14 protein-coding genes and 2 other annotated features are annotated in these 13,715 nt (G+C 36.7%); of the genes, 6 read left to right on the forward strand and 8 right to left on the reverse strand.

Annotated features, from left to right (window positions below; genetic code table 11):
* Positions 1-45: 45 nt before the first annotated feature.
* The 5 genes from BAQ49_RS06565 to BAQ49_RS06585 form a co-directional block, all read right to left on the reverse strand.
* Positions 46-516: a CotY/CotZ family spore coat protein gene (locus BAQ49_RS06565; RefSeq protein WP_071744669.1), complete on the reverse strand. Its 471-nt coding sequence runs from the start codon at positions 514-516 to the stop codon at positions 46-48.
* A 142-nt stretch (positions 517-658) separates the two neighbouring features.
* Positions 659-2,725, reverse strand: a complete 2,067-nt coding sequence (locus BAQ49_RS06570) for an ATP-dependent helicase (RefSeq protein WP_071744670.1) — start codon at positions 2,723-2,725, stop codon at positions 659-661.
* A gap of 235 nt (positions 2,726-2,960) precedes the next feature.
* Positions 2,961-3,383 (reverse strand): GNAT family N-acetyltransferase, encoded by a 423-nt coding sequence (locus BAQ49_RS06575; RefSeq protein WP_071744671.1) that lies wholly within the window; start codon positions 3,381-3,383, stop codon positions 2,961-2,963.
* Position 3,384: 1 nt separating this feature from the next.
* Positions 3,385-3,903 carry a YjcG family protein gene (locus BAQ49_RS06580; RefSeq protein WP_000765866.1) on the reverse strand — a complete coding sequence of 173 codons (519 nt, stop codon included), beginning with the start codon at positions 3,901-3,903 and terminating at the stop codon, positions 3,385-3,387.
* 93 nt (positions 3,904-3,996) lie between these two features.
* Positions 3,997-4,728, reverse strand: a complete 732-nt coding sequence (locus tag BAQ49_RS06585; RefSeq protein WP_071744672.1) for an alpha/beta hydrolase — start codon at positions 4,726-4,728, stop codon at positions 3,997-3,999.
* Positions 4,729-4,928: 200 nt separating this feature from the next.
* Between BAQ49_RS06585 and BAQ49_RS06590 the strand changes: the two genes are divergently transcribed.
* A complete protein-coding gene (locus BAQ49_RS06590) occupies positions 4,929-5,840 on the forward strand; it encodes a DMT family transporter (RefSeq protein WP_071744673.1) in 912 nt (303 codons plus the stop codon).
* Between the two features lie 180 nt (positions 5,841-6,020).
* Complete coding sequence (locus BAQ49_RS06595) at positions 6,021-6,596, forward strand: Crp/Fnr family transcriptional regulator (RefSeq protein ID WP_071744674.1); 576 nt, start codon at positions 6,021-6,023, stop codon at positions 6,594-6,596.
* Here the strand turns inward: BAQ49_RS06595 and BAQ49_RS06600 are convergent.
* Entirely contained in the window at positions 6,586-7,257 is a 672-nt protein-coding gene (locus BAQ49_RS06600) for a DUF4386 domain-containing protein (RefSeq protein ID WP_071744675.1), read from the reverse strand. The genes BAQ49_RS06595 and BAQ49_RS06600 overlap by 11 nt on opposite strands.
* Positions 7,258-7,344: 87 nt before the next feature.
* Between BAQ49_RS06600 and BAQ49_RS06605 the strand changes: the two genes are divergently transcribed.
* A complete protein-coding gene (locus tag BAQ49_RS06605; RefSeq protein WP_071744676.1) occupies positions 7,345-7,740 on the forward strand; it encodes a PH domain-containing protein in 396 nt (131 codons plus the stop codon).
* Between the two features lie 24 nt (positions 7,741-7,764).
* On the opposite strand, the gene BAQ49_RS06610 is transcribed toward BAQ49_RS06605, so the two are convergent.
* Together BAQ49_RS06610 and putP are read right to left on the reverse strand one after the other, a co-directional pair.
* Entirely contained in the window at positions 7,765-8,163 is a 399-nt protein-coding gene (locus tag BAQ49_RS06610) for an Ig-like domain-containing protein (RefSeq protein WP_071744677.1), read from the reverse strand.
* A gap of 163 nt (positions 8,164-8,326) precedes the next feature.
* Positions 8,327-9,805, reverse strand: coding sequence for a sodium/proline symporter PutP (gene putP / locus BAQ49_RS06615; RefSeq protein ID WP_071744678.1), 1,479 nt, complete (start codon positions 9,803-9,805; stop codon positions 8,327-8,329).
* A gap of 306 nt (positions 9,806-10,111) precedes the next feature.
* Positions 10,112-10,350: a binding site (T-box leader), on the forward strand.
* A 42-nt stretch (positions 10,351-10,392) separates the two neighbouring features.
* Positions 10,393-10,637 (forward strand) — a binding site (T-box leader).
* 52 nt (positions 10,638-10,689) lie between these two features.
* On the opposite strand from putP, the gene trpE reads away from it, so the two are divergent.
* Genes trpE through trpD form a run of 3 tightly spaced genes read left to right on the forward strand, consistent with a single transcriptional unit; the run spans position 10,690 to position 13,714 of the window.
* Positions 10,690-12,108 carry an anthranilate synthase component I gene (trpE, locus tag BAQ49_RS06625; protein ID WP_071744679.1) on the forward strand — a complete coding sequence of 473 codons (1,419 nt, stop codon included), beginning with the start codon at positions 10,690-10,692 and terminating at the stop codon, positions 12,106-12,108.
* On the forward strand, positions 12,105-12,692 hold the full coding sequence (locus BAQ49_RS06630; protein ID WP_071744680.1) for an aminodeoxychorismate/anthranilate synthase component II: 588 nt from the start codon (positions 12,105-12,107) through the stop codon (positions 12,690-12,692). The genes trpE and BAQ49_RS06630 overlap by 4 nt, the downstream gene beginning before the upstream one ends.
* Positions 12,689-13,714, forward strand: coding sequence for an anthranilate phosphoribosyltransferase (trpD, locus tag BAQ49_RS06635; protein ID WP_071744681.1), 1,026 nt, complete (start codon positions 12,689-12,691; stop codon positions 13,712-13,714). Before BAQ49_RS06630 ends, trpD begins: the two co-directional genes overlap by 4 nt.
* The last annotated feature ends 1 nt before the right edge of the window (position 13,715 follow it).

The raw sequence follows: 13,715 nt of genomic DNA on the forward strand, positions 1-13,715 counted from the left end.
CAGAATTTTCTGCCACCCAATCCATGCTTAAATCGTTATTTAGTTTTAAATCGTAACATCACGTAAGCATTGAATAGCGCAGAAACAACTTAAATCAACTGTCAGACAAGCAGGGGTCGATATTAATTTGGAATTTGGAACATTTAAAAACGCACAAACTGGATCGTCACCAGGTGGTACAGGAGAATTATCACCTAATACTACAGTTAATACACGCAATACAGCACAATCATCATCATCTATACTCTCGACGCGAAAAATTGGAGATTGACAACTAGTAAGACCTCCAAATGGTGCAAATGCTTTAAAGGGTGTTCCATCTTTTGTGTATAAAATAAAAGGACGTGTATTTGCTACTGATGCAGTGTTATGTGCTCCTAAAAAGGGGACTTCGCAACCAGATCCGCATGTTGTAGTTGCACATTCTTGTAGTTCATGTATAAAACGAACGACATTAGATACACAGTTGAAATCACAATCATGGTGATGATGGTCTTCATTACAATTGCAGCTCATTATGTTCACTCCTTATCGTGAGTTCTGACATACACTATTACAATATGAACGGGATATGATTGATATTACGTTAATTCTCAGGATAGAAACAGGGAATTTATATAGAGGGGATGTACATAACGTGATATGCAAAAAGACACCCTTACTTAATGGATGTCTTTTCAGGTAAATCTTTTCGCGTAGTATATAAAAAACGAGATATATCTAGTTTCTTTCCTCTGAAAAATTGCGGGGAGGAAATATAAAGCTCTTCTTTAGCGCGTGTAATGGCGACATAGAGTAATCGTCTTTCTTCTTCTAATGCTTCAGAAGTATCCGTCACACGGTCATTTGCATCTTTTAAAGAAGAAGTGTGCGGCAATATACCATCGCTGGCACCAAGTAAAAAGACGCATGGAAACTCAAGGCCTTTCGCGTTATGAATTGACATAAGTGATACGGCATCTTTTTGCGGCATTGTTTTTAATGCTTCCATTTCTTTTTGACCTTGAATCGCCTCGTCAATAAATTGTAAGTAAGCTGGAATATCGGTGAAACGAGTTGCAGACTCCATTAATTCTTCTAACATTTCTTCTTGTATGTCTTTATGCATCGTAAAGGAAGAACGATCGTTACTTTGTAAGTACTCTAAATATTTTCCTTTACCATGAATAATTTCTTTTAATGCCTTTTTCGGTTCTAATTCTTTTATAAATTTAATAAAATCGATGCGCTCATTGACCTTTTTCACTTGAAAAGGTTTCAAGCTCGGATTTAATAATAAGAAATGAAGAAGAGAAGGGAAACGCCCTTCACCATATTTCCATTGCTCCCGTTCAATAAATGAAATACATTCATCACGGCCGATATACATCGTCGGCAATATGTTAGAAAGAGATTCTAGGCGAAACGGTTCTAGCACGAGTCGTAAATGATCTAATACAGGCTTAATTAAAGAGTGCTCGTAAAATGATTGACTCGCACCGTGTTTAATAAACGGGATTTTATGAATTGTAAGCTGATCAAGTAACGAACGGCTTACAGAATGTGTGCGATACAGTAAACAAAAATCTTTATAGTTTCGCTCACCGCTATCTACCTTCTCTTGAATGAGCTGCAAAATTTGATTTGCTTCATCAAGAGTTGTAGCTGGTCGTGCGTAAAATGGTTGTACACCTTCATCACGAACAGAATATAGCTCTTTATCAAAACGTTCTTGATTTAGCTTGATAACTTCATTTCCAAGTCCGACGATAAATGGATTGGATCGATAATTCGTATTAAGCGCAATAATCGTTGTATTATCAAATTCTTTTGGAAAAGATAAAATAATTTGGTGACTTGCTCCTCGCCAGCCGTAAATCGCTTGATCGTCATCACCTGCGATAAATAAATTATTTCTTGGCGTGGCTAATAATTTTACAATTTCATATTGTGCATACGATGTATCTTGGAACTCATCTACTTCAATGTAGTGAAAACGTTGTTGCAATTGAGTAAGCAAAGGAGCATTATTTTCTAACATATAATACGTTTCTAATAAGATATCGTCAAAATCGATATAATTGTATCGTTGTTTTACCTCTTCAAAACGTTCGTATACTTCTTTGAATTCTTGTTCAACCGGTGTTTTCGCTTTTACATCTTTCGGACGATTCAATTTGTTTTTCTCAAGTGAAATCATAGCGAGTATCGTTTCAGCATCATAATCGTCTTTTAAGCGCAATTCTTTCAAAATTTTCTTTATCATAATTTGTTTATGTTTTTCATTTGCTAAAATTTGCTGATTATATCCTTGACTACGAAGCAATTTTAAAAAGACAGAGTGGAATGTACCAGCAACAACATAGTTACTTGCAGCATGATTCATACCAGGCAAGTTTGCTACACGACTTCGGATTTCTTCAGCTGCTTTTTGTGTAAACGTAAGCAGTAAAATATTTCGCGGATGAACATGTTTTACATTAACTAAATAACCAACGCGAGTTGTTAAAACAGATGTTTTACCACTTCCAGCGCCAGCTAGTGTAAGAACAGGTCCTTCTGTCGTTTGCACTGCTTCTAACTGTTTTTCATTTAAATAAATACCTTGCTGTTCTAAAGCACGGAAGTACGCTGCATCTGCATCTTCCTCCATAATTAAATGGGTAGACGTTTTTGGAATATGATATGTCGCTTGCGGAATGTCAGCATGTGTTAACGATTTTTGTGAAAATTTTTCTTGTGTCATATATTCACCTTCAAAACTATAGCATCAACATTTAACTTTAGCGGAAGAAAAAGAAAATAGCAATGTAAAAAACAGGAGGGGTTACCTCCTGCTACAAATTTATCCCGCTATTTGCGGGCAGTAAAACTCCAAACTCAAAATTCAGGTGGGAGATCAACTACCCGTAAACGCCCGATTGGTGAAGGCCGATAATCAGTGGGGGATGAACAAAACCCCCACTGATTAAAGTTTCACTTTATAATTCTTTTATCATTACGACGTGCGGGATATTGGCTTCCATAAACATATCAGAAGCTGTTACGTACCCTAGCTTTTTATAGAAAACTTCAGCATGTGTTTGGGCATGAAGTTTCAATTTCGGTAAAGACTCTTCCTTTGCGTATGCTTCAAGTGCATCCATAATGATTTTGCCAATTCCTTTTTTACGATGGGAAGCTAGTACACAAATGCGTTCCATTTTCCCAACTCCATCAACAATGCGAAAGCGACCTGCACCGACTGGAATGTCATTGTCATATACAACAACGTGCGCCGAAGTATCTTCAAATTCATCATATTCTTCTTCAGAAGAAACACGTTGCTCTTCCACAAAAACTTGTTTACGCACAGAGAATGCATCACTTAGCTGCTCATCTGTTTGTACGATTTGTGCGTGCAAATTAGTTGTTCTCCTTTCCAAGGTGGAATGTTTCATGTACAGTCCACGTTCCATTTTCTAATTGGTATAGAAGGTGGAAACGATCGATTGGTTGTTCATAATAGAAATCTTTCATACGTAATCGACCTAATACGTCAGCATGCTCTGCATCTGATAAGTCTTGACCGATTGTTAAATGAGGTACGAAAGAGTATTCACGCTCTTGTGTAAAGAAACCATTATGCATTTCTTCATTTAAGAAAGTTAGTTCAGGTGTTTTTTCTACTTTAAAATAAAGGACATTATTAACAGGTGCGAATGAACCGACTTTTCCAACATGAAGGGTGAAAGGGTTCGTTTTACTTGCGATTGTATGTAACTCGTTTACAATCGATTCTAGTTGATCATCTTGCGTCTCAAAGGGTGTTTTCAATGTAATATGTGGCGGAACTAATGCGTAGTGCGGATCATAACGTTTACGCAATCCGTTCGCTTTATCTTGAATCATTTTAGATGGAAAAATTACAATGCCTAATTTCATGTTCCAATTCCTCCCTTTGTAAGTCTAGTTAGATTTTGAGAAAAATAAATCTCTTTATCTATTATATCAAATTATTCTGAATACTGCTCTCTATTATTTCATTGATAGAATATGAGAGAAAGCTTTCGGTAAATCAGCTTGCCAATACTTCCAAGTGTGATTCCCTTCAAACTCTTCATAATGCGTGATGAAATTTCTATCTGTAAGAAGTTTATTTAACTCGCGATTTGGTTCTACGAAATCAGATACTTGTCCGTCTGTGCGCTTTACAGCTGTTTCTTCTGTCCCAATGACGTGATAAAGTTCTAACGCCTGTGGATCTTTGAAGCCTTTTGCTAAGTTCATGACTGTTTCATCAACAAATGGTGATTGCATAACGACTTTACCGAATGTATGCGGATACATAAGTGCAGTCATGAAAGAAACTGTACCGCCAAGAGAATCTCCAATTAAAACGCGTCCTTTACCCATTTGATACGTTGGATAATTTTCATCAATATATGGAGCAAGCTCGTGAGCAAGGAAACGAATGTAAGCAGCATTCTTTACATCATTTGGGAAATATTTTTCCTTACGATCGTGTACATTTTTATATGGAATACCGACAATAATTGTGCGGTCGATTTCTTCAGTTTCACGAAGACGCTCAATTACACGGTGCGCTTTACCAAGCTGAAAATAATCTCTACCATCTTGTGCAATAACAACCGTATGCTTATGGAGAGGTGTGTAATTTACTGGTAAATAAACAAGAAGTGTAAGTTCCTCTTGAAGTGATGTACTAAAAAATGAAATTTCTTCAATTCTCCCTATTGTTTGATTCATGTATATCCCCCTAAATAAAAATTTACTATGATTGTAAGAGCGACGCTTGTAGTGAAAAGGAAAGAAATAGTCACTAATAGGTGCCTCAATTTCTATTTTACCATAATGGTACGAAGAATCTAAAAAATTAGTATTTAAGTTATGAAAGAAAACGGATATAATGAAGTGGGATTTTTTACAGGTGAGAGGGGAGACAGAGTTTGAAACAAGAAAAATCAATCGCGCTACCATTAGCAATTTCTATTATAGCAATTTCATTCGCAGCAGTTTTTGTAAAGATGTCCTCAGCACCATCTTCTATTTTAAGTATGTACCGATTATGGATTATCGTACTTATTATGCTGCCAATCGTTTGGAACAAGCGGGAAGAGTTCCATAAGATTCAAATAAAAGATTGGGGATTTTTAATTGGATCTGGATTCTTTTTAGCACTTCATTTTCTATTATGGTTTGAATCTTTAAAGCATACAACAGTTGCTAGTTCGACGATTATTTTAGCACTTCAACCGATCGTATCTTTAGTTGGAGGTTTTTTCTTATTTAAAGAAAGAACAACATACTCAGCTATTGCGACAATGGGAATTGCGATACTAGGTGTAATGTGTATTGGCTGGGGAGATTTAGGGCTAAGTGAACAAGCGATTTATGGGGATATATTATCCTTTTTAAGTGTGATAGCAGTTGTCGGTTATTTATTTATCGGGCAAACAACAGTAAAGAAAGTATCACACTGGATTTACAGCTTTACAGTTTTTGCATTCGCAGGGATTTTTATGGGGATTTATAATATAGTGCTGCAAGTACCTTTTACAGGTTATACGAAGTGGGACTGGACCGTTTTTCTTTTACTTGCGATTGTGCCGACAGTGTCACATGTCATTAATAACTGGTTATTAAACTACGTAAATGCAACAACGATTTCAATGAGTATTTTAGGAGAACCAGTTGGGGCATCTATACTAGCGTTCTTCTTACTTGGGGAAAAATTAAACGCAATGCAAATTATCGGTAGCATGCTCGTATTGTTTGGTGTATCTGTTTTCTTACTACAGCAACAAAAAAGAACATCAAAAAATGTGGTGAACGAACCGGCTTATACACAGGAATTATAACGAGTGTATTCTAATATACGAAAAGAGAAGTTATTGGTAACTTCTCTTTTTTTGTTCCATGCAGAAAATAAAACAGATCAATAGGGGGAATTCCCGCCATATAGCATGAAAAAAGATAATATAAAGTGGAGTTACATCATACGTTGCCCATACAAATATTGAAGGGGAAGGAGAGACCAAATGAAAGATATTTTAATGAAATACATGACAAAGCTTACAACATTAAGTGAAGAGCAGCAGCGTATAATCGTGGAAGAATTACAAATTGAAGAATATAAAAAAGGAACAGTACTTCTAAGACAAGGAGATGTTCCGTCTAAATGTTACTTTGTATTAAAAGGATGCGTGAGGCAACATTGTATAGATGAAGCCGGAAAAGAAGTTACATCAAATTTTTATACAGAAGAACAAGCAATTGCAAATTTCAATCATCATAAACAAGATAAATCATCCCCACATACATTAACGTGTCTAGAAGACTGCCTAGTTGTAGTTGGCGACCTGTATTGTGAAAAGGACATGTATAAGAAATATTCACAGTTAGAAGAAATGACACGTCAAATGATTGAATACAATTTTGGGGAGGTACAAGAAGAACTTACATTATTTATTGCATCGACACCAGAAGAGCGCTACAAATCATTGTTACAAAAACGACCTCATTTAATCAATCGTGTTCCTCAATATCAATTGGCAAGTTATCTAGGTATTACGCCAGAATCATTAAGTAGAATTAAGAAACGACTCAAACAGTAGAGTTTTTTCCACCTCTAATCAATAGCCATATACTAAATCCTAGTTCACTTGCGATCATCGGTAGTTGAAAGACAACGTTAAGAATGGAAATCATCGCATCATATTGTGAAAACATTGTATTCATGACGTGAATTACGATATAACCGATAGCAGCGATGAATAGTAATACACTAATAAATTTCGGTATTTGTTTAGTTAGAAAAGTTACATATCCTAAAACGAAAAGATGTAAGCCGAAAATGATTAACCCTACAGACCAAATGTATTCGAATGCATTGAGAAACAATATCGTATATGTTTCTGGATTCGCAATCGTATTTTTTGAGAGTAGTAATACTAATATTAGATTGAATATAGCGATTCCAAGTATCGCTGTATACATAAGACGAAGCAAGGTAGCTAGTAATGAGAGGCTAGTATGAATCGGTTTTAGAAAGAAATAAAGAGCCCACGCGGCGACAATATCAGTAATAAAAATGATAATCCAGCCGAAAATTTCTGCTTTGAAAAGTGAATTTGAAGTTTGGATATTATGGAATGTGGTACTCGCGTTTTCTTGTACAATGAGATTTCCATGAACAAAACCGTAAGAAAAAAATGCAATGAATGCCATCACAAGAAGAGAAGAGCCAGCAAATAAGGCGTACTTTCGTTCAGTCATAATATATCCTCCTATTCTAATGTTGTTTTCATTGTAATAGGGAAGAGGAGAAGATTCATTGACTTAAATCAAGAGAGGGGAAGTTTAGTGGAATTTCCATCAAAAAAAGATGTATGGTTATATCCGATTTTTTTCGTTATCATTGGAGCGTGTTTTGCTCCCATATTTGCAGGGAGAGAATATTTTCTTTTATTCTTTACAATTCCATTAGCTATATTATTTATTTGGAGTTGGTTTTCAACAAAATACATCGTCGGAGAAGAAATAATTACTATTAGATCAGGTTTCGTTAAAAAGCGCATATTTATACGAGATATAAAACAAATTTCAAATACGAAAAATCCAATTGCAGCCCATGCACTATCATTTGATCGACTTGAAATTGTTTACGGTGCACATCAAACAGAAATTATTTCTCCTAAAGATAAAGAGCAATTCATCAATCTTGTTAAAAGTAAAAATCCACACATTGAAATCAAGTAAAAGAGTGGCTTCGTGGCCACTCTTTTACTTTGGATTTGTCATATAAGGTTGTACATGAATGACGCATAGGTCACGAAATTTTCCCTCAGCAGTTGTAACAATTACGACTGCTCTTCCTGCACTTTTTCCAGTAATCGTTACCGTATCACCTTTTGGATACATTGTGATGACATCAGCATTCATATTTGTCCAAATAAGTTCTTTATTCGTTGCTTGCACTGGCAAAACGAAAGCTGATAACTCAGTGCTTTGTCCAGTTCTTACTTTCAACTTATTTTTTTCCATATGAACACCGATGACTGAAATAACAGAAGGAGCAATAGAAATTTTTGGTGGATTAGGTTGTATGTTTAAACAAGAAGTAGAAGTATTTGTGATAGGTGAAAATTTTCTTATATGTTGTCGCTGGAAAGCTGCTAACATGTTGGAGTCCCCTTTCTGTATAAGTGCTGATACTAATACTATAAAGGAGTAGTGTTATGTTAAATTTAACGAAACATAAAGAATTTGTTAAATTTGAAAAGAAGATTGTCGAACTGTAATAAAAAGAAGGCTCTACTGTTATGATAACAGCAGAGCCTTCTTTTTATAGATTATGACTATGTTGTTTTTCGAAATTCTCAAATTGCTCTTCAACTTCTTTTGAAGGTTTAGTTAGTAAACTAACAATTATGATTACTATTAAACTAATAGCGAAACCAGGAATCATTTCATATAAGAAATCTTTTAAGAATTTGAATTGAGTCCAAATAATTACTGTAGCGGCACCTGAAATCATACCAGCAAGCGCACCCCATTTTGTCATGCGTTTCCAATATAAGCTTAATAAAATAGCAGGTCCGAATGAAGAACCAAATCCAGCCCAAGCGTATCCAACAAGAGCTAAAATCGTATCATTTTGTTTAAACGCTAATGCGCACCCAACTAAGGCGATAACAAGTACAGCCATACGACCGACAAATACAAGCTCTTTATCAGAAGCAGAGCGTTTAAAGAATGTACGATATAAATCTTCTGTTATAGCACTAGAGGTAACAAGAAGCTGAGATGAGATTGTACTCATAATCGCTGCTAAAATAGCTGCTAATAAAAATCCAGTAATAAGTGGGTGGAATAAAATTTTTCCTAGTTCAAGGAAAATTGTTTCTGGATTAGATAATGTCAACTCTTGTTGTGAATAGTAAGCAATACCAATAAGACCAGTAAACATAGCTCCGACAACAGAGAAAATCATCCAGCTCATACCAATTCTTCGTGCGCTTTTAATTTCTTTTACAGACGAAATTGCCATAAAGCGTACGATAATATGAGGTTGTCCAACATAACCAAGGCCCCATGCGAATAAAGAAATCATTCCTAAAGTAGAGGCACCTTTAAAAATATCTAAACGTGTTGGATCTACCGATCGAATTGTATCAAATGCAGGTCCAAGTCCGTGTGAATTCATAATTGTTACGATAGGAACAAGAATAAGAGCAACAACCATAATGATTCCTTGCACGAAGTCTGTCCAACTTACTGCTAAGAAACCACCAAATAATGTGTAAGCTACAACAACGCCTGCTACAATGAATAATCCAACATGATAGTTCATACCAAATGAATTTTCAAATAATACAGCGCCTGAAACTAATCCTGAAGCTACATAGAAAGTAAAGAAAATCATAATAACAAGTCCGGATACTAAGCGTAGCATGTGAGATTTGTCGTGGAAACGGTGTTCCAAAAATTCTGGAATAGTAATAGAGTTGTTTGCAATTTCAGAGTAGGTACGTAAGCGAGGAGCGACATATAGCCAGTTTGCGTATGCGCCTAATGTTAGGCCGATTGCAATCCAACTACTACTTAATCCAACGCTAAACATTGCACCGGGTAAGCCCATTAAAAGCCAACCGCTCATATCTGATGCTCCAGCACTTAATGCTGTTACTGCGGGGCCTAGTGTACGCCCGCCAAGCATATAATCTGTTAAGTTGGACGTTCGTTTGTAGGCGAAATAGCCGATTACTAACATCCCGAGCATGTAAATAGAGATAGAAGTTAAAGTTAACATCTGCGTACTCATGTAGTTCCCCTTCCTTTTGTCATGTCTTTTGATGCGTTATGCATATTTATAATCTATCATGATTATTCAGAAAAATCCATTCAGAAATATGAATTTTCTGAAATGTAAGCGTTTTTTGATAATGTTTCGCTTTTGTAATATATGATTTTCTGACAAAAAACCGTAATTTTAATAGAGTATTTATTATATTTACATAAAAACCGGTTGTTTTGTCAATATAATATTGAATGAAGAAAAAATATTTTTTTCGGAAAAAGTATTGACTTATTAGAAATGCGAGGAATATAATGAGTGCAACTTAAAAAAATGCAAGCGTTGATGAAGAAGAGTACACATGATGAACATGTCAGAGAGCTGATGGTTGGTGCGAATCAGTATGGAATTGATGTGGAATGGGCTTCGGAGCTTCCAAACCGAAACGAAAGAAGTAGGCTTTGGCGACATGATCTCATCGATATAAGAGACACGTATTATTTTTTGATACGGCAAAGTGCGTTACATTCGTAACGAATTAAGGTGGCACCACGGGAGTACCCGTCCTTTCTATAGGATGAGTACTCCCTTTTTGTGTACAAAAAATTAAATAAATGAAATCGTTTAAGTAAGAAGAGTACGTATATTGGAGACGTTACAGAGAGCCGGGGATAGGTGGGAGCCGGGTGCGGTGCCATATACGGAATGGGCTTACGAGAGGTATGCTGAACAATTATTTTCAGTAGGCAACCCGGGTTCCGCCGTTACAAGGATAAGGTATATATTTTGTACCTGAATAAAGCGGGATGCCTTTGCGTCCAACATGAGGTGGTACCACGGTAAATTTATCGTCCTCTACATATTTCGATATGTAGGGGACTTTTTTTATTTTTCAGAGTGAGGTGAAAGGCATGATGACAAAAGAGGAATTTATGAAGCAAAAAGAGCAAGGAAAAACATTTTTAGTAATCGCTGAAGAAGAAGGAGATAGCATTACGCCAATTTCTTTATATAGACGTATGAAAGGGAATAAGAAATTTTTATTAGAAAGCTCACAGCTTCATCAAGATAAAGGGCGCTATTCTTACCTAGGTTGTAATCCGTATGGAGAAGTGAAAAGCGTTGGTATGGAAGTCGAACGAACAGTGTATGGGCAAACAGAAAAGTTGCAAGGTAACGTACTGCAAGTGTTAGAAGAGGCAATCGCACCATCGCAAGTAGAGAGTCCATTCCCATTTTGCGGAGGAGCAGTTGGTTATATTGGTTATGACGTCATTCGGCAATATGAAAACATTGGAGCAGATTTACACGATCCATTAAATATTCCAGAAGTACACCTTTTACTATATCGTGAGTTTATCGTTTACGATCATTTACGCCAAAAGTTGTCGTTTGTATATGTATGCAGGGAAGATGATTCGGCTTTTTATGAAGAGGTATACGAAAGGTTGCAAGTATACAAAGAGGAAGTGCTAAAGGGAGAAGAAGAAGAAGTAAATGAAATACAATCAACATTATCATTCACTTCTTCCATAACGGAAAAAGAGTTTTGCGAAATGGTAGAAGCGGCGAAAGAGCATATACGAGCCGGAGACATATTCCAAGTCGTATTATCCCAGCGTTTGAAAAGTGAGTGTAAAGGTGATCCATTTGCATTATACCGAAAACTTCGCATTGCAAACCCGTCGCCATATATGTTTTATAGCGATCTTCAAGATTATGTTATACTCGGTTCTTCGCCAGAAAGTTTACTATCAGTAAGAGACGATAAGGTGATGACAAACCCAATTGCGGGTACGAGGCCGAGAGGGAAAACGAAGCAGGAAGATGAGGAAATCGAAAAAGAACTGTTAGGAAATGAGAAAGAGCGAGCAGAGCATATGATGCTTGTGGACCTAGGCCGAAATGACATTGGCAGAGTAAGTGAAATTGGCTCTGTGACGATAGATAAATATATGAAAGTAGAGAAATACTCTCACGTTATGCACATTGTATCTGAAGTTTACGGAACATTACGAAAACGAATGAGTGGATTTGATGCACTAGCGTATTGTTTACCAGCTGGCACAGTGTCAGGAGCCCCGAAAATAAGGGCGATGGAAATTATCAATACATTAGAGCATGAAAAAAGAAATGTATATGCCGGAGCAGTTGGATATATTTCATTCTCAGGAAACCTTGATATGGCGCTAGCAATTCGAACGATGGTTGTGAAAGATGAGAAAGCGTACGTTCAGGCAGGAGCGGGTATCGTCTACGATTCAGATCCGGTTGCTGAATATGAGGAAACATTAAATAAAGCGAGAGCGCTTTTGGAGGTTATGAAATGATTGTACTGATTGATAACTATGATTCCTTCACATATAACTTGTACCAACTATTAGGCGAGTACGAAGAAAACATCGTCGTCGTAAGAAATGATCAAATAACAATTGAACAATTAGAGGAGATGAAGCCGAAAGGAATTGTGCTTTCACCGGGACCTGGGAAACCAGAAGATGCTGGAATTTGTATCGATGTTATTCGTCACTTTTATAAGAACGTTCCCATCTTAGGAATTTGCCTTGGCCATCAAGCAATCATATCCGCATTTGGAGGAGAAATTGTTAGAGCAGAGCGCATTAAACACGGAAAAACATCACGTGTGAAACATAATGGAACGTCAATCTTTTCGTACGTTACGCAGCCGCTAACGGCAATGCGTTACCATTCACTCGTCGCAGAGCAAAATAGTTTACCACAATGCTTTGACATACTCGCGACGGCGATGGATGACGGAGAAATCATGGCAGTTCGTCATAACTATTATCCGCTCTTCGGATTACAGTTTCACCCAGAATCAATTGCAACAGAAGAAGGCGGAAAATTAATACGTGCCTTTTTAGCACAAGTGAAAGAGGAGGAGAGAGTATGAACAGTTATCTTCGAAAATTAGTAGAGGGACAGCATTTAACAGAGGAAGAAATGTATGAAGCAGGGCTCCTTTTATTAAGTGACAACATATTGGAAAGTGAAGTTGCAGCTTTCTTAGTATTGCTGAAAGCGAAAGGCGAGACAGCAGAAGAAATATTCGGTCTCGTTCGTGCTCTTCGCGAAAAGGCATTACCGTTTTCAAATCATATAAAGGGCGCAATGGACAATTGCGGAACGGGTGGTGACGGTGCGCAAACATTTAATATTAGTACAACATCGGCATTTGTACTTGCCGGAGCTGGCGTAAAGGTTGCGAAACATGGAAACCGCGCTGTTTCTAGTAAAACAGGAAGTGCTGATTTATTAGAAGAACTCGGTGTAAACATAAGCTGTACGCCAGGTGAGATTGACTATTTATTAGAAAATGTAGGAATTGCCTTCTTATTCGCACCAGCGATGCATCCAGCATTAAGACGCATTATGAAAATAAGAAAAGAATTAAACGTTCCGACGATCTTTAACTTAATTGGACCGTTGACGAATCCCGTTAATTTAGAAACACAATTTGTCGGTATTTATAAACGAGATATGTTATTACCGGTAGCGGAAGTATTGCAGAAACTTGGCAGAAAACAAGCGCTCATTGTAAACGGAAGTGGATTTTTAGATGAAGCATCATTACAAGGAGAAAACTGCGTCGCTATTTTAAAAGACAATGAAATAATTGAAATGAGTATTGCACCAGAAAACTACGGTTTTTCAAGAGTGAAAAATGAAGAAATTAGAGGCGGGAATTCAAAAGAAAATGCAAAGATTACGCTCGGAGTATTGAACGGAGAAAAAAGTGTATACCGCGATACCGTTTTATTAAATGCAGGGCTTGCTCTTTTCGCAAACGGAAAAACGGAAACGATTGAAGAGGGAATTAAACTAGCGACGCATAGCATTGACTCTGGAAAAGCATTAGCCAAACTAAACTTATTAATTACAGCAAGCAACGAAAAATTAGAAAGGGTGAATTAAA

The sequence above is a fragment of the Bacillus proteolyticus genome, from assembly GCF_001884065.1.
Taxonomy (GTDB): Bacteria; Bacillota; Bacilli; order Bacillales; family Bacillaceae_G; genus Bacillus_A; species Bacillus_A proteolyticus.

What these genes read in the sequence shown, in the direction of transcription:
- BAQ49_RS06565 (WP_071744669.1), bottom strand. Translation starts at nt 516, where the DNA reads ATGAGCTGCAATTGTAATGAAGACCATCATCACCATGATTGTGATTTC.
- BAQ49_RS06570 (WP_071744670.1), bottom strand. Translation starts at nt 2,725, where the DNA reads ATGACACAAGAAAAATTTTCACAAAAATCGTTAACACATGCTGACATT.
- BAQ49_RS06580 (WP_000765866.1), bottom strand. Translation starts at nt 3,903, where the DNA reads ATGAAATTAGGCATTGTAATTTTTCCATCTAAAATGATTCAAGATAAA.
- BAQ49_RS06585 (WP_071744672.1), bottom strand. Translation starts at nt 4,728, where the DNA reads ATGAATCAAACAATAGGGAGAATTGAAGAAATTTCATTTTTTAGTACA.
- BAQ49_RS06595 (WP_071744674.1), top strand. Translation starts at nt 6,021, where the DNA reads ATGAAAGATATTTTAATGAAATACATGACAAAGCTTACAACATTAAGT.
- BAQ49_RS06600 (WP_071744675.1), bottom strand. Translation starts at nt 7,257, where the DNA reads ATGACTGAACGAAAGTACGCCTTATTTGCTGGCTCTTCTCTTCTTGTG.
- BAQ49_RS06610 (WP_071744677.1), bottom strand. Translation starts at nt 8,163, where the DNA reads ATGTTAGCAGCTTTCCAGCGACAACATATAAGAAAATTTTCACCTATC.
- putP (WP_071744678.1), bottom strand. Translation starts at nt 9,805, where the DNA reads ATGAGTACGCAGATGTTAACTTTAACTTCTATCTCTATTTACATGCTC.
- trpE (WP_071744679.1), top strand. Translation starts at nt 10,690, where the DNA reads ATGATGACAAAAGAGGAATTTATGAAGCAAAAAGAGCAAGGAAAAACA.
- BAQ49_RS06630 (WP_071744680.1), top strand. Translation starts at nt 12,105, where the DNA reads ATGATTGTACTGATTGATAACTATGATTCCTTCACATATAACTTGTAC.
- trpD (WP_071744681.1), top strand. Translation starts at nt 12,689, where the DNA reads ATGAACAGTTATCTTCGAAAATTAGTAGAGGGACAGCATTTAACAGAG.